The following is a 16,700-nucleotide window of genomic DNA, read 5'->3' as shown; positions in this document are numbered from 1 at the left end:
GCCTGGATTGGATGTCGGGACCCCTCACTACGATTCTCGTCGTGACCGATTACGACGATCTCGACATGTTCGGTGGACTCGACGCCTCCTCCCTGCCGCTCCGCCAGCAGCAGATTCTGATGACCATCCGGGATCTCGTGGCTGCCAACGGGTGCACGCCGAGCACACGGCAGATCGGAGACGCGGTTGGTCTGCGCTCGACGTCGACGGTATCCAAGCACCTCAAGAGCCTCGAAGAGAAGGGCTTCCTCCGTAGGGGAGCGGCCATGGCTCGGCAGTTGGACGTGCGGCCGTTCCTCGTGGGAGCGAAGGAACAGTCGTCGTCGAACACCGTGACGGTTCCGGTCGTCGGTGACATTGCGGCCGGCGCGCCGATCCTCGCGGAGGAGCACGCCGACGAGGTGCTGGCGCTTCCTCGCGAGCTCGTGGGCTCCGGCACGGTGTTCGGACTTCGGGTGCGCGGTGAGTCGATGGTCGACGCAGCAATCTGCGACGGCGACGTCGTCGTGGTGCGGCGCCAGGACGAGGCACACTCCGGCGAGATCGTCGCCGCGATGATCGACGGCGAGGCCACCGTGAAGGTGCTCCGACGTCGCGACGGTCACGTGTACCTCGAGCCTCGTAATCCCGCATACAGCGTCATCGATGGCGATCGCGCGGCCATCCTGGGCAAGGTTGTTTCCGTGATGCGACGTATCTGAGAGGTGTCCGGTCTCAGCGATGGTTGGCGCGGGGACCGTTGTATTCCTCATCGGTGACTTTGTCGCCCCATGTCGTTTCGGTGATTCCGTCGCCGGGTCCTTCCCACAGCGCAAGGTGGGTCATGAAACGGTCGGGTGCCGCGCCGTGCCAGTGTTCCTCTCCTGCCGGGGTATAGATGGTCTCGCCCGGGTGAACTTCGACGATCTCGCCGCCGCGAGCTTGAACCAGCGCGGTCCCGGAGACGATGTGGAGGGTCTGCCCGAGGACATGGGAATGCCAGTCGGTTCGCGCACAAGGTGCAAAGCGAACCATGTTGGCGCGCATCCTCGACGGCTCCTGGCCGGCGTAGATGACGTCCCACCAGACGTCGCCGGTGAACCAGTCGCTGGGTGCTTTGCTGGTGGGCTGGGGCTTCAAGATTTCCATGAGGTCTCCTCGGAATCGAAAGGGGCGGTTCAGTTCTGCGTCAGCGGAACAAGTCGAATGGTGTTGGGTGCGGCGGCGCGGCCGGTGACGGAGCCGACGATCTGCGGGCCGTAGCGGTCGTACTTGGTGTGGTAGGCGGAGTCGATCGCCGAGTGCGCATCCGGTGCGGCGGACTCGAACGCCACGTCCCGCTCAATTCCTCCTGCGCGGATTCGGCCCCTTCCACTTGCCGTTGCTCGGACGAACCACGGGTTGTCGGTTCCGTATGCCGAGCGCACGTACAGTTGGTTGTCGGCACGGACGACCCAAATCGTGACGTACGGCCTTGCGGTGCGTCGCGGCGGTACGAGGAGATCTGCAATTCCTCGGCACCACCGATCTTGGTCAGTTCAGCCTCGGTCCACGAGTGCGACATCTCGGCTTCCTTTCTCCTGTTCGAATTGCTTTGTGGTACTTCGCGTTCTCGTAGCCGGGACGATCAGTGCGAGGACGATGACGAGACAAGCGGCCAGCAGGGCGGTGCCTGCGGTGAGAGCCGTTGATACGTGATCGGTGAGTGCCGTTGTAGCGTCGTCGGCAGAGGCTCCGGCGCCCGCGGAAACTGCGACGAGGATGCCGAGTCCGAGAGCACTGCCCAGTTGGTGTGCAGTGTTGACCAATCCTGATGCGGCACCGGCATCCTCGGCCTCTACCCCGGAGATACCGGCAGAAGTCAGCGGAGCGAAAGCCAACCCCTGCCCGGCGCCGATCAATATCATCGGAAGTGCTATCGCAGTGAGATACGTGCTACCGGGATGGACCAGACTGAGCCACGCCATCCCGGCGAGGGTGACGGCAATGCCAACCGACAGAATTGCGGAATTTCCGAATCGTGGTGTCAGTCGCGGAATCAGCATCGCCACAGCAAAATTGACGATCGTCATCGGGAAGAAGGCGATGCCAGCTTGGAACGCGCTGAAGCCCATGACGCCTTGGAGTAGCTGAGTCGTGAAGTAGAAAAATCCGATCATGGCGCCCAGATAGAGCATTCGGGCGGCGTACGCGCCGGATCGCTCCCGGCTGCGGAACAACCTCAGTGGCATGATCGGCTGCTCCGCTCTCGCTTCGTTGAGGAAGAGCAAGGTCAGTAGTATCGCCCCGGCCGCCAGTGTCGCAACAGTGATCGGTGAGGTCCACCCCGCTTCGGCCGAGTTGACGGTGCCGAAGACGAGTGCGGTCATGCCGAGTGTGGCGAGAACAGCGCCCGCCACATCGAAACGTCCGGAGTTGGGTTCGGTTTCCGGAATGAACCGGGGCGTGAGCGCGATCATCGCGATTCCGATCGGAACGTTGATGAAAAAGCCTGCGCGCCAAGACACCCAGTCGGCAAGGGCGCCGCCGATCACGAGTCCGAGGCTGGCGCCTATTCCTGCGGCAGCGCCGTACCAGGCAACAGCGCGCGTTCGCTCCGGCCCGGGCGGGAAACTGGCGGTCAGCAGTGACAGCGACGCCGGGGCCACCACTGCGGCTCCGACGCCTTGGAGAGCGCGCGCCGCGATGAGCCACCAACCGTTCGGCGCGACCCCGACGAGAAACGACGCAATCGCGAAAATTGCGAGACCGGAGACGAATACGCGACGACGGCCGAAAATATCCCCGAGACGAGCGCCCAGCAGGAGAAGGCCGCCGAACACCAGGGTGTAGGCGTCCTGGACCCAGGACAGCCCGGTTGCCGAGTAACCCATGCTGCTTTGGATGCTGGGTAGCCCGGTGAAGATGATCGAATTGTCTAGCAGGATCATGAAATAGCTGATCAGAATGATCGCCAGGATCGCGGTGGAATTGATGCGACCGGCAACGGGACGGTTGGCAGTGTGGGTCACGCGCTTCTTCTTCGCAAGTGGTGGACGTTCGCAAGTGGTGGATTACGGGCGGACGAGGACCTTCAACGATTCACGGGAGTCCATGGCTCGATAGCCTTCCGCTACGTCGTCGAGCCCGACGGTGTGGTCGAAGACCTTGCCCGGCTCGATCTTTCCGTCGAGCACATCCGGCATCAGCTCTTCGATGTACGCGCGCACCGGAGCCGGTCCACCGGTGAGCGTGATGTTGGGTCCGAAGAGCGTCCCGAATCCGATTGGGGCTTCTTCGTATTGGGGTACTCCGACTCGGCTGATGACGCCGCCCGGTCGGACAACTCCGAGTGATTGCTCGTAGGCAGGCATGTGACCTACCGCTTCGAGGACGACGTGAGTGCCGTCGCCTCCGGTCAGTTCGCGGACTTTCTCGATGCCCTCGTTCCCACGTTCGGCAACTACATCGGTGGCTCCGAACTCGAGACCGAGATCCGTGCGGGTCTTGTGGCGCCCCATGAGGATGATGCGCTCGGCGCCGAGGCGTTTGGCGGAGAGCACTGTCATCAGCCCCACGGCTCCATCGCCGATGACCGTGACCGTCGTGCGTTGGTTGACGCCACCCTTGACCGCCGCGTGATAGCCGGTGCCGAAGACGTCGGAGAGCGTGAGCAGTGACGGCAGGAGTTCGGAGTCCTCACCGACCGGCGCCTTGACCAGGGTGCCGTCTGCCAACGGCACTCGGATGGCCTCCGCCTGCCCTCCTCCGATCCCGTTTCCGGCCCAGAATCCGCCGTGGCGGCAAGACGTCTGCAAGCCTTCGCGGCAGAAGTCGCACGTCCCGTCGGACCAGGCGAAGGGGGCGATGACGAAGTCGCCCTTCTTCAACGTGGACACCTCGCGACCGGTCTCTTCGACCACTCCGACAAATTCGTGGCCCATCGGGGAACCACCGGGTGTTGCCGGCATGTTGTGGTAAGGGTGCAGGTCAGAGCCGCAAACGCAGGCCCTGACGACCCGCACGATCGCGTCCGTCGGCTGCTGCAGTACCGGATCGGGCACGGTCTCGACCCGAACGTCTCCGGCGCCGTACATGATGGTTGCTCGCATGGTGTCCCCTCTTGCTTCTGGTCTCGCGTGCTTGGAAGTCGACGTTTCTGCGTGAACCGGTCGACTGCAATCAGTCAACGCGGCGCCTCGCGAGCGCGGGAGTGTCTGTTGTTCCAGGTAACGGCAGTACCTCCCTCGGTCTTCGCCGCTCGAGTAACGTGAACTGCATGGACAACCGAGCCGAGATCCGCGAATTCCTCAGCTCCCGTCGTGCTCGCATCACACCCGAGCAGGCAGGGCTCCCGGCTTACGGCGGAAACCGTCGCGTCAAGGGGTTGCGCCGTGAGGAAGTCGCTCTGCTCGCCGGTGTGAGCATCGACTACTACGTGCGCATGGAACGCGGAAATCTGGCGGGAGCGTCGGATTCGGTACTCGAAAGCCTTTCCCGAGCACTGCAACTCGACGAAGCCGAAACTGCCCATTTGTACGACCTCGTGAAGGCCGCCAGTGCAGGCGCACCGAGTAGAAAGCGGCCCGCCCCCAAGGGCGTGAGCCCGGCGATTCAGCAGATACTCGACGCCATCACCGACGCGCCGGCGTGGGTACGCAATGCCAGGCACGACATGCTGGCGGCCAATCGCATGGCGCGCGCGTTGTATTCGCCAGTCTTGGCTGATCCGCGTAGGCCGGCGAACAACGCCCGCTTCGTGTACCTGGACCCGGCGTCGCAGGACTTCTTCGTAGATTGGGAGCGCGCGGCAGACGACATCGCCGCGATGCTCCGCTCGGAAGCGGGACGCAATCCCCATGACAAGGCGCTGACCGAGCTCATCGGTGAACTTGCCACTCGCAGTGAGGTATTCCGCACCCGGTGGGCGAAGCACAATGTGCGCTTTCATCGGACGGGATTCAAGAAGGTTCGTCACCCCGTCGTCGGCGACCTGGAGCTGAACTTCGAGGCGATGGAACTGCCGTCCAATCCCGGGCTGACGCTGCTGGTCTACACCGCGGCGCCGGGGACGCCCACGGCTGACGCACTCAAACTCTTGGCGAGTTGGGCGGCAACCCAGGATCAGTTGGATCCGGCGAACGACAGCGAAGCGGCGCTCTGAGTTCGGTCGGCAAGTAGACCTGTCGATCAGCTCAGATGCGTTACCGCCCAGGCCACCTGGTCTCCACCCCGTCGCTTGGCTCGATACATCGCGTTGTCGGCGTCGGCAAGTATCCGATCGATGGTTCCTGAAGCGTCCGGGATTGTCGAGGACAGCCACACGCTGGCTCCGACGCTCACGGAAATCGACTGCCGACCGGCGGGCCGCGATATCGAATTGTGAATGTCCACCACGGTTTGTTCGATGCGACGTGGCTCCACGGGCATGAGAATCACGAACTCGTCGCCGCCTGTCCGGGCAACCAGCCCGACCTCTCCGACCGCTGAGTTCAGACGCCGACCGACTGTCACCAGCATCCGATCACCTTCTGCGTGACCCAGTTTGTCGTTGACGCTCTTGAACGAATCGACATCGATCACCACCGCGAGGACAACGTGTCCTTGGAGTTCGCCGACACCGAACAGCTGTTGCCAGACGTTGTGCAGCCCACGTCGGTTCAGAGCAGCGGTGAGTGGATCGCGCCAAGAGTGTCGTGCATCGTCGGTCAAGTACAAGACGAGGAAATGCACGGTCATCGCGGCGGACGCGATAACACACCCGATGACGAATCCAGTGGACACCGACAGCGAAGAATCGGTATCCGGATCGGTTACAGCGCGAATTGTCAGTAGGGCAACGACGAACAGCGCGCCGACGATCTGTGCCGTGACTATTCGAGGGCTGTGGAATACCGACGAATAGTTCGCGACGACCACGAACAGAACGGCGCCGGTCAACGCCAGGAAGCTCGAATGGATTCCGGCGAGAAGTATCAAGGACAAGCAGATATTGGTGAGCGAAATGAAACGAACGGATTGGTGGTGGCTCGGCCAGGACCGTCCGAGTGACCAGCGAATCATGCAGTAGAGCGCGATCATGCATGCTGCGCCCGCCGCGAGCCGTTCAGGGAGGTCGGTTGCGCCACCCTTCACGAATTGAGCCAGTACGGCGAGTGCCACGAACACGGCGCACCAAAAGGTGACGACCACTCTGGCTGTCCCCAACATCGATCGAGCAGCCAGAAACCGAGGGAACCATTCACCGTCGTACGCAAGAGACCACCAGCGACGCAACAGTCCAGTTGTTTGACGAATGTTCTGCCCCAACCCCGCAGCGCCACTGACTCCCATGAAACCCCCTCCGAGATCTTGCGAAAATTCCCGGAAGATTCTTCGTCAAGATTTGATCCCCGAACAAGGTACCCGATAGTTGAACGATGGATTGATGCCTCGTGAGGTGTGGGCCGCTCTAAGGTCCGATCGGTGTGGTCAGGATCTTTCTGAGTGCCGGAAGATCCAGGGTTGCAGCAAGATCTGCAATCGTGACTCCCGACAGCGATGCGCGCCAGGCTTTTTCGGCGTCGGCCATGACTTTGGCAATTCCGCAGGCGGAACGGCACTGCTCCGGTGGAGCGGCGAGGATTCCTTGCTGTCGAATCTCCGTGCACCGGAACGCAGGTTCAGTGCCGTCAACCGCCTGGACGACGTCGAGAACGGTGATTTTCTCGGGAGCCCGGGTGAGGACGTACCCACCGTCTCGGCCCTCGGTCGGATTGACCAGACCGGCGTGCGCGAGCGCTCGCAGATGCTTCGCCAGGTATGTCTTCGACACCCCGTGAAGTTCGGCGAGTCTGGCTGTGGGTACCGGCCCCTCGGCCTGGCTGAGAACCACACAGCAGTGGAGTGACCACTCCACGCCTCCGGAAAGCTTCATGGTTGAACTCTATCGACGTGGTGGAACGTGATGCGGGCCGGACGTCGCTCGAGTGGTCGACGTCAGGCCTTCTCGGCAAGCCACGCGTCGTACGTTGTCGGCGCAATCCATGCGTCGGCGCCGGGTGTCGGGGTGAGTGCCGAGTTGTCGAGTTTCGCACCGAAGTACCCGGCCTCGGGGTCGGAGATCACCGAGCGCTTGTCGCCGGTGACGACGAACAGGCGCCGGACCAGTTCGTCGATGCCCAGTGGTTCGGGCCCGGCGATCTCGACCGTGCCGTTACGCGGCGCACCGGTCACTACCTCGGCGACGTGAGAAACGACGTCCCGTGATGCGATGGGCTGCAGATGTGCCTGTGTTGCATGGACCGTGCCGTCGGTGGTTCCGGCGTCGGCGATTCCGGCGACGAACTCGAAGAACTGGGTCGATCGGACGATCGTGTATGGGGTCGGGCCGGCTTTGACCAGGTCTTCCTGGGCGACTTTGGCTCGCATGTACCCGGAATCGGGCAGTCGATCGGCGCCGACGATGGACAGGATGAGGTGGTGGCCGACGCCCGCCTTCTCTTCCGCGGCGAGGATATGGCTGGTTCCGTCACGGAAGAAGGCCAAGACGTCTTCGTCCGACCACGACGGGGAATTGGTCAGATCCACGACGACGTCGGCACCATCGACTGCTTCGGCGATTCCTGCGCCGGTGGTGATGTCGATCCCGTCTGCCCGACCGAGCGCCTTCACGTCGTGCCCGGCGTGAGCGAGCTTGGCGGCGACCTGGCTTCCGATCAGTCCGCTTCCGAAAATGACGATCTTCATGATTTTCTCCTTTACTCGGATAAGTCGTGTCCAAGTATACTCGGACACAACTTATCCAAGTCAAGGGTTGTCTGATCAGCCGAAGAGTTCGGCTGCGAGTGCTTCGTAGGTCGCGAGCGGATCACCCTCGGCGGGAAGTGCTTGGATCGCAACGTGATCGGCACCTGCCGCGACATGCTCCCGAAGTCGATCCGCGATGGACTTCGCGGTACCGCGCGCAACCAGAGCGTCGATGACGCGATCGTTTCCTTCGTTCGCCAACTCTTCGGGCGCAAAACCGAGGCGCTCGAGATTGCTTGTGTAGTTGCGCAGATACAGATACGGGTTGGCGACGGCGGGGCGACCGATTGTTCTGGCCTTCTCCGGATCGGTTTCCAGAACAACCTTGTGCTCAGGGGCAAGAATCTTCGAAGGGCCGAGGATTTCACGAGCTTCGGCGGTGTGTTCGGGGATGGTCAGGTACGGATGCGCGCCGGCAGCGCGATCTGCGGACAGTTTCAACACCTTCGGTCCCAGTGCGGCGAGGACGCGCCGCGATTCCGGGACCTGGGCCTCGTCGAGTTCGTCGAGGTACGACACGAGCGAGGCGTACGGCTTGGTGTAGTCGCCGGTCGCCTCCGGATGTCCGACGCCTACGCCGAGCAGGAATCGCCCCGGATGCGCGGCTTCGAGTCGGTGATAGGACTCCGCCACCTCGGCCGCAGGTGAGGACCAGATGTTGACGATTCCGGTCGCCACGGTGATGTGCTCGGTCGCGTCGAGAAGTTTCTCGGCGATCCGTAGATCGGCGCGTGGTGAGCCGCCGATCCAGATGGTGCCGAAACCGAGTTTCTCGATCGCTGTTCCCAGTTCGGGCGGCAAACCAGCCGCTCCTCGCCAGATTCCGTAGGTGCCCAGGTCAGGTGTTTTCGTAGTCTCCGTCACAGCGGGTGCAACTCGGCTGCTGCCGGGATCTATTCCTTCCGTCGTCATTTGCCCGGCGCGCGGTAGTCGGTCGGTCGCTTGACTGCCTCGTCGATCTGCTCCGGCGTGAGCAGCGTGATCGACTCCGAGCGTGCTGCACCTGCCGCAGCCGTGCGAATGCTCAATGCGGCTGCCGCGACGTCGTCCGGCAGGTTGCCGATGACGAACATGTCGTGACCGCCCAGCGCGAAGTGGCAGGATTCGACTGTGCCACCGATGCTTTCGACCATTCGCGTTATCGCGTCGCGCCGCGCAGTGCCTCCCTCCTGCTGTAGACCGGCGGCGCCGGAGGGTGAGTACGTCACTTGCCAGAGGTATTTCGGCATTTCCACTCCTTGCTCGGGATGGGTACTTCGATCGTGTACCCGTAGGGCGCTCGGTGGCAATGGGTAGGGGACAATCACGGCATGGTTGGAACTCCGGTGATCGTGACTATCGTGTCCGTGTGTGTGGGTTTTGTGATCTTCATGCTGGCTGCCAGTGGTGCACGCGGAAAGTGGGACCGTCGCCTCGTGATCGCGTTGTTCGTCGGTGCGGTGGTGTGCCTGACCGTCGTACCGGTATCCGTCGCGCTCAGTGCCGGAGTTTGAAACACGGAGTGTCAAAACGCTCGAGTGCCGCTTAGTCTGAATCGATGGCAGATATTCGGGTAGGTATCTCCGGGTGGACGTATCCCGCGTGGCGCGGAGATTTCTATCCGAAAGGTCTTGCTCACCGCAAAGAATTATCTTATGCCGCAGAGAGATTGACGTCGATCGAGATCAATGGCTCGTTCTATGCCCTGCAGAAGCCGGAAAGCTACACCAAATGGCGCAGTGAAACTCCCGAAGATTTTGTGTTCGCGATCAAGGGCGGCCGGTACATCACGCACATGAAACGACTGCTCGACGCCCGTGACGGACTCGCCAACTTTTTCGCCGCCGGAACACTCGCCATCGGTCCCAAGCTCGGACCGATCCTGTGGCAGCTACCTCCGACGCTGCAGTTCGAACCGCAGCGGTTGACCGACTTCTTCGACGGTCTTCCCCGCACCACGCAGGCTGCAGCCGATCTGGCAGCACAGCACGACGACAAGCTCACCGAAGACCGAGTGTTCGCCCAGACCGAGAGGGATGTGCCGATTCGCTACGCGGTGGAAGCGCGGCACGCCAGCTTCGAGACCGACGAAGCCGTGGACCTGATGCGCGAGCACTCCATCGGTTTTGTCGTCGCAGACACCGCCGGCAGATATCCCCGCATCACCACTCCGACTACCGATTTTGTCTACGTGCGGATGCACGGGGACAAGGAACTGTATGCGAGTGGGTACACCGACGAAGCTCTGGACAAGTGGTCCAAGCGCTTTCGGGATTGGATGGACGAAGGCCTCGACGTGTACGTCTACTTCGACAACGACATGAAAGGCTTTGCGCCGCACAACGCAATGTCCTTGTTGGAGCGGCTGCGCTGACGGATCGCCTGGCCTGTCGGTGGGATGTGGAAGGCTTCCGCATGAACGCGAGGACCGAGGAGATACCACGATGACGCCAGAACAGCGGACGCCAGAACAGCGGACGCCAGAACAGCGGACGCCAGAACAGCGGACGCCAGAACAGCGGACGCCGGAACAGCGGACGCCAGAACAGAGCTGGCCGACGCATTGGCCGAAGGTCGCCCGTGACATCGCCGATGCCACGGCCGACGCACTCGCCGCGGTGCGGGCGGCAAATCGTGACGGACTGCTCGTGGCTGTCGAGGAACTGCGCGGGCTCTCGTTCGAGCAGGTCAGCTCGGTTCACGCGGCGATCGTGCGCGAATTGCTCGAGGACACGCATCCGGACGGCTTGTCCAGCGAGGACGTGCAGGATGCGCTTACTGCCTGCGCCAAGTCCACAATCGTGTGGCTGCCGGATCTGGACGTGCAGGCGCTCGCTGCGGTCTACACCGGGGCGCTCGGGATTTCGGATTTGGAGGACGATTCGTTTCGCATCGGGCACGGCGCGTACCTGCGTTCGGCGGTTCTGGTCATCGGAAGTCTGTCGACCGGAGTGAAGAAAGCTCAGAGCGCGTACGTCATTCGTGCAATCGACGAAATCGCACGTGCTCAGACCATCGAGATGCCCTGAGCGTCAGCTCGTAAATCGAATTAGGCTGAGGTCATGTCCAAGATCGCCAGCGCAGATCGTGTTTCGTTTGCCGAACTCCTCGAGTTCATCAGGCCGCGTCATCGGGCCACGTTCGTCACGGTGAAGAAATCCGGCGAGTTGCAGATCTCTCCGGTGACGTGCGGGGTCGACGACGAGGGCCGGATCGTCATCTCCACGTACCCGGAACGGGCCAAGGCCGCGAACGTTCGCCGCACCCCGGCGGTGTCTCTGTGTATCCACTCCGACGAGTGGAACGGTCCGTACGTCCAGGTGAACGGAACCGCGGAGTTGATCGACCTCCCGGACTCGGTGGAACCGTTGGTCGACTACTACCGATCCATCGCCGGTGATCATCCCGACTGGGACGAGTACCGCGAAGCCATGCGCAAGCAGGGTAAGAGCCTGATCCGCGTCACCGTCGACTCCTGGGGTCCGATCGCAACAGGCGGGTTTCCGCCCGGACGCTGACGCTATCGAGCAGGTGGCGAGAGTTCGACTACGTGCGCATCTCTGGCGGCCAGCGGTTCTTTGCAGTGTGCGCACACAACTTGGGCGTGCAGGATCTCACCGCAACGATGCTCGACGACGGTAGGCGGCGGACCCGTCGTCGCAAAGGTATCTCCCCATTCCATGAGTGCCATCAGGATCGGGTAGAGCGCCTTCCCTGATTCGGTGGCGACGTATTCGTAGCGCGGTGGATGGTCTTCGTAGCGACGCTTCGTGAGGACGTCGGACTCGACGAGGGTGCGCAGACGCGCGGCGAGGATGTCGCGGCTCGCACCCGTGCCCGCGGCGATCTCGTCGAACCGTCGTTGCCCGAGGACGATTTCTCGGAGCACCAACAGTGACCACTTCTCGCCGACGACCTCCAAGGCGTTGGCGATGGAGCAGTTGCGTCCTTTTGTCGCCGTCATCTCTGGGGCCCCTGTTAGTTGGAAAAGTTAGTTGGGAATTCCAACTTAGCACTTGACGGTATGTATTCGAGGGCGGAAGGTAGGTCGAGAAATCCAACGGAGCAGATGAGGGGTCGTCATGACGGAATTGAATCTCGAGGCAGCAAGCGGATTTGTCAGCGCTGCCGGATTGCAACTGGACGAGGTGTCCGGCACGAAGGTCGTCGGGCACATCGATCTGTCCGAGGCGCATCACACTCCGTGGGGTGTAGTCCACGGCGGTGTCTACACGACCGCCGTCGAGTCGGCCGCGAGTATCGGAGCCAGCACTGCAGTGGCAGATCGCGGCGAATTCGCCGTCGGCGTCCACAACGGAACGGATTTCCTGCGGGCGCGTACGGGTGGGCGCGTGGACGTCGTGGCTCTCCCGATTCAGCAGGGACGCGTTCAGCAGTTGTGGTCGGTGGTCATCACCGATCCGGAATCGGGCAAAGAGGTGGCGCGCGGTCAGGTGCGATTGCAGAACGTACCGCTGCCGAAGTAGGTCAGTCCCAGATCCCCGAGTCGATGTTGCGTGAGATTCGTTTGAGCAGTGCCGTCAACTGGGCGCGTTCGTCCTCGTCGAGTCCGGTCAGTACTTGACGGTCTCGCTTGACGCGACGGGGAAACTCTGCCTCGACCAATGCGCGACCGGCATCGGTGAGTTGAAGCAGAACCACCCGTCCGTCGTGTTCGAAACGCTGACGCTCGACAAAGCCCAGCTTGGCCAGACGGTCTGCGTGTTTTGTGGTGGCGGCGCCGCTGACCATCGTGACGGCGGTGACTTCACTCGCTCGCAGGGGACGGTCACTGCGAGCGAGTGCACTCATCACATCGAATTCGGCGCGAGAGACCCCGCTGGACGCCAGGGCGCGGTCGAGCTGGTGAAGAGACTGCGCGTTGATGCGGGCGATCCGGCCCATCACTTCGACGGGAGCGGTGTCGAACTCCGGGTAGGCGCGCTTCCATTCGCGACGGACTTTGTCGATGAAGTCGTCTTCGGATCTGTCAGTCGCACCCATGGCCCCATCTTAGCGACAGAATTCACATTACTTCACAAGTAATTTACTGGTGAAATAAATGTATGCTGAGTCGGTGACCCGAACCGAAACCGCAGCCAGGACGCCCAGCCGTCTCACTCATTCGAGTGAGGCCATCGCACATACGGTCTCCGGGGCGACGTGGCGAGCGGCTTTTCGCGTCGGATCCGCCGACGCGACCATCGCCCCCGCGATCAGGGTCGGGCTCGCCACCGCCGTAGTCCTCGTGGTCGGCGGACTGCTCGGGCATCGGGAGTTGGCCGGCTTCGCGGCCTTGGGCGCGCTGTGCGCCGCGTTCGGTAGGTACGAGCCGTATCCCCGGTTGGCGGGCAAGCTGGCGATGGTCGGTGCCGCATTGGTGGTGTCCATCGCTTTCGGCGGCGCAATGGGTGTTGTGGGCGTTCCGATGTGGTTGCAGATCGGCATCCTGTCGTTGCTTGCCGGTGCGTCGTACTGCTTCATGTCGGGCTTCCGGATCACCGGACCAGGGCCGGTCATCCTCGTCTTCGCGGCGACCGGCGCAGCCGGATATGCCTCCAGTGTCGATGATCTGGCGAGGCTGGTGACTGCCGGTGCGCTCGGAGTTGTGGTCGGTTGGGTGGCCGCGATGCTCCCAGCGCTCGTACTGCCGATGGGGCCTGCCCGTCTGGCAGTTGCTCGTGCAGTCTCCGCGGTGGGGCGTCTCGAACAGTCCGGCACAGACGCAGTAGAACCGGCGCTCGGATCGATTGCCAACGCCCGCTTGGTCATTGCGTCGAGCGGTCGGATCAAATCGACCGTCGATCACGGACGCGAACTGGTGGCAGTGCTCGACGAAGCAGAAGCGGCAGTACAGCAATGGCAGTTGCACGGCGACGCGACTTTGATCCGGAGTATTGCTCAGCACGAGAAGGAACTTCGGAAGCTCAAGCGCTCCAGCATGATCGAACACGACCTCGCGCCGGCGCCCACGCTTGCCGCACCCGAGGGCTATTTTTTCGAAGGATTGCGCCGACTGTATTCGCGCCCGGTGCGGATGAATGCTCTCCGCATCGTGGCGGCCTCGGCTCTGGCCGGTTGGCTCGCGGCAGGAGCCGGGTTGGAGCATCCGCTGTGGGCGTCGATGGGTGCCATCGCCGCGATGCAGGGACTGAACTACAAGCAGACCGTCCAGCGCGGGATTCAGCGGTTGGTGGGAAATGTCGGTGGCGCCGTCGTGGCCGCTGGGCTCATCGCTTTGACACTCGGCTACTGGCAAGCCGTTGCCGTGATCGTGATTCTGCAGACTGCTGCGGAGCTGCTCGTCATCAAGAACTATGCGCTGACGTCACTCGCCGTCACTCCGCTGGCACTGCTTCTCATCGGTTTCAGTGCCCCGATCGGGACCGAAGCGGCAGTGGCTCGCGTCGCAGACACTCTCATCGGCGTGGTGATCGGTATCGTCGTCGCTGCTGTCACGATCAGTCGATCGGATCGCCACCACGTCACTGTGTAACCGTTACTGCTGTGTTTCCGGTACTGCTGTGTTTCCGGTACTGCTGTGTTTCCGGTACTGCGTAGGCTCCTGCAGGTGGAGGACAGCACGCCGATCGACGGCCGGAAACTGCGTTACCAGCATCGCCGTGCCGAATTGCTCGAGCAGGTAACCGCGTATGTCACGGCGAACGGCGTCGGTGAACTGTCCATGCGGCCGTTGGCCAAGGACCTGGGGATCAGCCATGCGACACTCATCCACCATTTCGGTTCGAAGGAACAACTACTCACTGAAGTAGTCGCAACCCTGCGAGACAGCTCTTCTCTCGACATCTCTTCCGGGACCGACATCGTCGAGATGTTGACGAGTTACTGGAATAGGCGCACATCAGCGGAATCGTTGCCGAACTTTCGCTTGATGTTCGAGATCTACGGACAGGCGTTGTTGCATCCGGAGCGGTATCGCGAGTTTCTCGATCATGTGGTGGGGGACTGGTTGGGTGGTTTGACGGAAGCTGCGCTCGCGCATGGATGTCCGCCCGATCGCGCTGATCGCTACGCGACGATCGTGTTGGCGCAGATTCGGGGGTTGACGCTCGATCTCGTGACGACCGGTGACCGCGTCAGAATCGACGCGGCGTTTGCCGAATTCGCGGCCGCGATGGGCGCTCTGGTCAGCTCGTGGAAGGCGATCTGACGGTCCGATTGCCGTGACGCTTCAGGCGATCTGCTCGAACAGGGACACGATCATCCCTTCCGGCCCACGCACGTAGGCCATGCGCACGCTGTTCTCGTACTCGCCGATCCCGCCGATGAGCCCGTAACCGTCCGCAGCCACCGCGTCGACCGCCGCCTGGAGATCGCCCACCTCGAAAGACACGTTGCGCAGACCGATCTCGTTGGCCATCGGAGCAGGCGATCCGGGTACGTGGTCGGGCGTGACGAAGGACGAGAGCTCGAGCCGTGACCCTTCGCCCGGAGGGCGCAGCATGGCGATTTCACACTTGGCTCCAGGGATACCGCAGACGGTTTCCACGAACTCGCCCTCCACGGATCCGGTGCCCTCCACCTCGAGACCCAGAACGACGAAGAACGCCGTCGCTGATTCGAGGTCCGCGACGGTGATGCCGATGTGGTCGAAACGCTGTACGTGTGCCATGGACACATCCTCCTACTGTTTCTTCGTGCCGGTTCGATACTGGGTCGGAGTCGGGGCCGGGATCTCGACATGTACGTGTCGCAAAGCTGCAAGATTTTGCTTGACCGATCGGTTAAACAAAATCTACGATAACGTCCAACGAGGTCGCCCACCGCACGAACCGGAGTCGTCAGACGTGAAATTCGAGTCGAAGTCGTTTGCCCGCATATCCATCGCAGCCCTCTGTGCTGCAACGATCGGCTCCGCCGTTGCTGCGCCCATCGCGTCCGCGCAGGCGCCGAGCGCCTCGCAAGCCACCGGCACTGTGGTGTCGAGTGAGCCGCTACCGAAGGATCTGTGGATTCCGGGTACCGCCGACGCCAAGCGATTCACGTACTGGACCATCGGTTCCAACGGCGGGCCCGCGCTGAGCAGTGGCGCGTACTACGTCCCGGCCGGCCCGGCACCGGAAGGTGGTTGGCCCGTCATCGCCTGGGCGCACGGCACCACTGGACTCGACGATTCCTGTGCCCCTTCGCTGGTCGGTCCCGGCCTGCCCGAACGTGACTACCCGTACCTGGGGCGCTGGCTCTCGGAGGGCTACGCCGTCGTCGCCACCGACTACGTCGGTCTGGGTACACCAGGGCTGATGCCGTACCTCGACGGAAAGGTGGAGGCGCACAGCGTAGTCGACTCGGTCAAGGCGGCCCGGGTCATCGACTCCTCCATCTCGAATCGTTGGGCAGTGGTCGGACAGTCGCAGGGCGGCGGTGCGGCCATCACGACGGCCCGCTACGCAACCGAGTACGGAGGGGATTCGCTCGACTACCGCGGTGGCGTGGGTACCGGAGTGCCGGCCAACATCGAGTTGACCCTCCTGCCTGCCGGTCCGGGCTTCCCTCCCATCGCCCTCGGCGGCGGGTTGACGTCGTACGCGCTCTACATCCTCGCGGGCTTGCGGGAAGCGCACCCCGAGATCGACTTGAATTCCTACCTGAACGACTTGGGAAGGGAAAAGGTCGACTCGGCCGAAAAGCTCTGCGCCGCAGACCTGGACGAGGCATCCAAGGATCTGGTCCTCGGTGACATCTTCTCCCGCCCGCTCAGTCAGATCCCGAACTTCCAGGGTCTGCTGAACGATTACATGGGTGTACCGACCAGTGGATACGACCGCCCTATCTTTATCGGCCAGGGCCTGCTTGACGTCGATGTCCCTGCATCGTCTGCACTTTCGCTGGTTGCAGCGTTGGTCGCCAACGGTGAACCGGTCACGTTCAAGACCTACAACACCGATCACAGCGGCGCTTTGGTCGAATCACAGGCTGACACGATTCCGTTCGTCGCGAACCTGTTCCGCTAGGCA

General features: G+C 62.5%; 22 protein-coding genes. 10 read left to right on the top strand and 12 right to left on the bottom strand.

Annotated features, from left to right (window positions below):
• Positions 1 to 11: 11 nt before the first annotated feature.
• Positions 12 to 701: a transcriptional repressor LexA gene (gene lexA, locus GJB56_RS19230; protein ID WP_020909365.1), complete on the top strand. Its 690-nt coding sequence runs from the start codon at positions 12 to 14 to the stop codon at positions 699 to 701.
• Between the two features lie 13 nt (positions 702 to 714).
• Here lexA and GJB56_RS19225 read toward each other — a convergent pair whose 3' ends face one another.
• The 4 genes from GJB56_RS19225 to GJB56_RS19210 all read right to left on the bottom strand — a co-directional run bounded on the left by GJB56_RS19225 (position 715) and on the right by GJB56_RS19210 (position 4,070).
• Positions 715 to 1,128 carry a (R)-mandelonitrile lyase gene (locus tag GJB56_RS19225; RefSeq protein ID WP_113682658.1) on the bottom strand — a complete coding sequence of 138 codons (414 nt, stop codon included), beginning with the start codon at positions 1,126 to 1,128 and terminating at the stop codon, positions 715 to 717.
• 29 nt (positions 1,129 to 1,157) lie between these two features.
• Positions 1,158 to 1,406 (bottom strand): DUF2255 family protein, encoded by a 249-nt coding sequence (locus tag GJB56_RS31670; RefSeq protein ID WP_230091017.1) that lies wholly within the window; start codon positions 1,404 to 1,406, stop codon positions 1,158 to 1,160.
• A 111-nt stretch (positions 1,407 to 1,517) separates the two neighbouring features.
• Entirely contained in the window at positions 1,518 to 2,990 is a 1,473-nt protein-coding gene (locus GJB56_RS19215; protein ID WP_113682657.1) for an MFS transporter, read from the bottom strand.
• A gap of 42 nt (positions 2,991 to 3,032) precedes the next feature.
• A complete protein-coding gene (locus GJB56_RS19210) occupies positions 3,033 to 4,070 on the bottom strand; it encodes a zinc-dependent alcohol dehydrogenase family protein (protein ID WP_113682656.1) in 1,038 nt (345 codons plus the stop codon).
• A 167-nt stretch (positions 4,071 to 4,237) separates the two neighbouring features.
• On the opposite strand from GJB56_RS19210, the gene GJB56_RS19205 reads away from it, so the two are divergent.
• Positions 4,238 to 5,122 (top strand): helix-turn-helix transcriptional regulator, encoded by an 885-nt coding sequence (locus GJB56_RS19205; RefSeq protein ID WP_113682655.1) that lies wholly within the window; start codon positions 4,238 to 4,240, stop codon positions 5,120 to 5,122.
• A gap of 26 nt (positions 5,123 to 5,148) precedes the next feature.
• Here GJB56_RS19205 and GJB56_RS19200 read toward each other — a convergent pair whose 3' ends face one another.
• The 5 genes from GJB56_RS19200 to GJB56_RS19180 all read right to left on the bottom strand — a co-directional run bounded on the left by GJB56_RS19200 (position 5,149) and on the right by GJB56_RS19180 (position 8,975).
• Positions 5,149 to 6,291 carry a GGDEF domain-containing protein gene (locus GJB56_RS19200; RefSeq protein ID WP_020971004.1) on the bottom strand — a complete coding sequence of 381 codons (1,143 nt, stop codon included), beginning with the start codon at positions 6,289 to 6,291 and terminating at the stop codon, positions 5,149 to 5,151.
• A gap of 118 nt (positions 6,292 to 6,409) precedes the next feature.
• Positions 6,410 to 6,874, bottom strand: coding sequence for an RrF2 family transcriptional regulator (locus tag GJB56_RS19195; protein WP_113682654.1), 465 nt, complete (start codon positions 6,872 to 6,874; stop codon positions 6,410 to 6,412).
• A gap of 62 nt (positions 6,875 to 6,936) precedes the next feature.
• Entirely contained in the window at positions 6,937 to 7,686 is a 750-nt protein-coding gene (locus GJB56_RS19190; protein ID WP_069145493.1) for an SDR family oxidoreductase, read from the bottom strand.
• A 75-nt stretch (positions 7,687 to 7,761) separates the two neighbouring features.
• Positions 7,762 to 8,610, bottom strand: coding sequence for an LLM class F420-dependent oxidoreductase (locus GJB56_RS19185; protein ID WP_175413801.1), 849 nt, complete (start codon positions 8,608 to 8,610; stop codon positions 7,762 to 7,764).
• Between the two features lie 44 nt (positions 8,611 to 8,654).
• A complete protein-coding gene (locus GJB56_RS19180) occupies positions 8,655 to 8,975 on the bottom strand; it encodes a GYD domain-containing protein (protein WP_007729728.1) in 321 nt (106 codons plus the stop codon).
• Between the two features lie 81 nt (positions 8,976 to 9,056).
• On the opposite strand from GJB56_RS19180, the gene GJB56_RS19175 reads away from it, so the two are divergent.
• The 4 genes from GJB56_RS19175 (at position 9,057) to GJB56_RS19160 (ending at position 11,243) form a co-directional block, all read left to right on the top strand.
• Positions 9,057 to 9,239 (top strand): hypothetical protein, encoded by a 183-nt coding sequence (locus GJB56_RS19175; protein ID WP_007729726.1) that lies wholly within the window; start codon positions 9,057 to 9,059, stop codon positions 9,237 to 9,239.
• Between the two features lie 44 nt (positions 9,240 to 9,283).
• Positions 9,284 to 10,099, top strand: a complete 816-nt coding sequence (locus GJB56_RS19170; protein ID WP_069145496.1) for a DUF72 domain-containing protein — start codon at positions 9,284 to 9,286, stop codon at positions 10,097 to 10,099.
• Positions 10,100 to 10,310: 211 nt separating this feature from the next.
• Entirely contained in the window at positions 10,311 to 10,754 is a 444-nt protein-coding gene (locus tag GJB56_RS19165) for a hypothetical protein (RefSeq protein ID WP_442792726.1), read from the top strand.
• Positions 10,755 to 10,787: 33 nt separating this feature from the next.
• The gene (locus tag GJB56_RS19160) at positions 10,788 to 11,243 is read left to right on the top strand and encodes a PPOX class F420-dependent oxidoreductase (RefSeq protein WP_007729721.1); all 456 of its coding nucleotides are present in this window, start codon (positions 10,788 to 10,790) and stop codon (positions 11,241 to 11,243) included.
• A 2-nt stretch (positions 11,244 to 11,245) separates the two neighbouring features.
• Here the strand turns inward: GJB56_RS19160 and GJB56_RS19155 are convergent, their stop codons facing one another.
• A complete protein-coding gene (locus GJB56_RS19155) occupies positions 11,246 to 11,689 on the bottom strand; it encodes a winged helix-turn-helix transcriptional regulator (RefSeq protein WP_069145497.1) in 444 nt (147 codons plus the stop codon).
• Positions 11,690 to 11,807: 118 nt separating this feature from the next.
• Between GJB56_RS19155 and GJB56_RS19150 the strand changes: the two genes are divergently transcribed.
• The gene (locus GJB56_RS19150) at positions 11,808 to 12,212 is read left to right on the top strand and encodes a PaaI family thioesterase (protein WP_069145498.1); all 405 of its coding nucleotides are present in this window, start codon (positions 11,808 to 11,810) and stop codon (positions 12,210 to 12,212) included.
• 1 nt (position 12,213) lies between these two features.
• Here GJB56_RS19150 and GJB56_RS19145 read toward each other — a convergent pair whose 3' ends face one another.
• Positions 12,214 to 12,729, bottom strand: a complete 516-nt coding sequence (locus tag GJB56_RS19145; protein ID WP_113682653.1) for a MarR family winged helix-turn-helix transcriptional regulator — start codon at positions 12,727 to 12,729, stop codon at positions 12,214 to 12,216.
• 58 nt (positions 12,730 to 12,787) lie between these two features.
• Between GJB56_RS19145 and GJB56_RS19140 the strand changes: the two genes are divergently transcribed.
• Both GJB56_RS19140 and GJB56_RS19135 read left to right on the top strand, forming a co-directional pair.
• Positions 12,788 to 14,221: an FUSC family protein gene (locus tag GJB56_RS19140; RefSeq protein WP_113682652.1), complete on the top strand. Its 1,434-nt coding sequence runs from the start codon at positions 12,788 to 12,790 to the stop codon at positions 14,219 to 14,221.
• Positions 14,222 to 14,296: 75 nt separating this feature from the next.
• Positions 14,297 to 14,896, top strand: coding sequence for a TetR/AcrR family transcriptional regulator (locus tag GJB56_RS19135; protein WP_031333823.1), 600 nt, complete (start codon positions 14,297 to 14,299; stop codon positions 14,894 to 14,896).
• Between the two features lie 21 nt (positions 14,897 to 14,917).
• Here the strand turns inward: GJB56_RS19135 and GJB56_RS19130 are convergent, their stop codons facing one another.
• Complete coding sequence (locus tag GJB56_RS19130; protein WP_113682651.1) at positions 14,918 to 15,358, bottom strand: VOC family protein; 441 nt, start codon at positions 15,356 to 15,358, stop codon at positions 14,918 to 14,920.
• Positions 15,359 to 15,533: 175 nt separating this feature from the next.
• Here GJB56_RS19130 and GJB56_RS19125 point away from each other — a divergent pair, with 175 nt between their 5' ends.
• Entirely contained in the window at positions 15,534 to 16,697 is a 1,164-nt protein-coding gene (locus GJB56_RS19125) for an alpha/beta hydrolase family protein (RefSeq protein WP_113682650.1), read from the top strand.
• The last annotated feature ends 3 nt before the right edge of the window (positions 16,698 to 16,700 follow it).

This window comes from Rhodococcus sp. AQ5-07 (genome assembly GCF_009707305.1).
Classification (GTDB): Bacteria; Actinomycetota; Actinomycetes; order Mycobacteriales; family Mycobacteriaceae; genus Rhodococcus_F; species Rhodococcus_F erythropolis.
The sequence above is the reverse complement of the archived record's forward strand: the minus strand, read 5'-3'. Positions and strand labels throughout refer to the sequence as shown.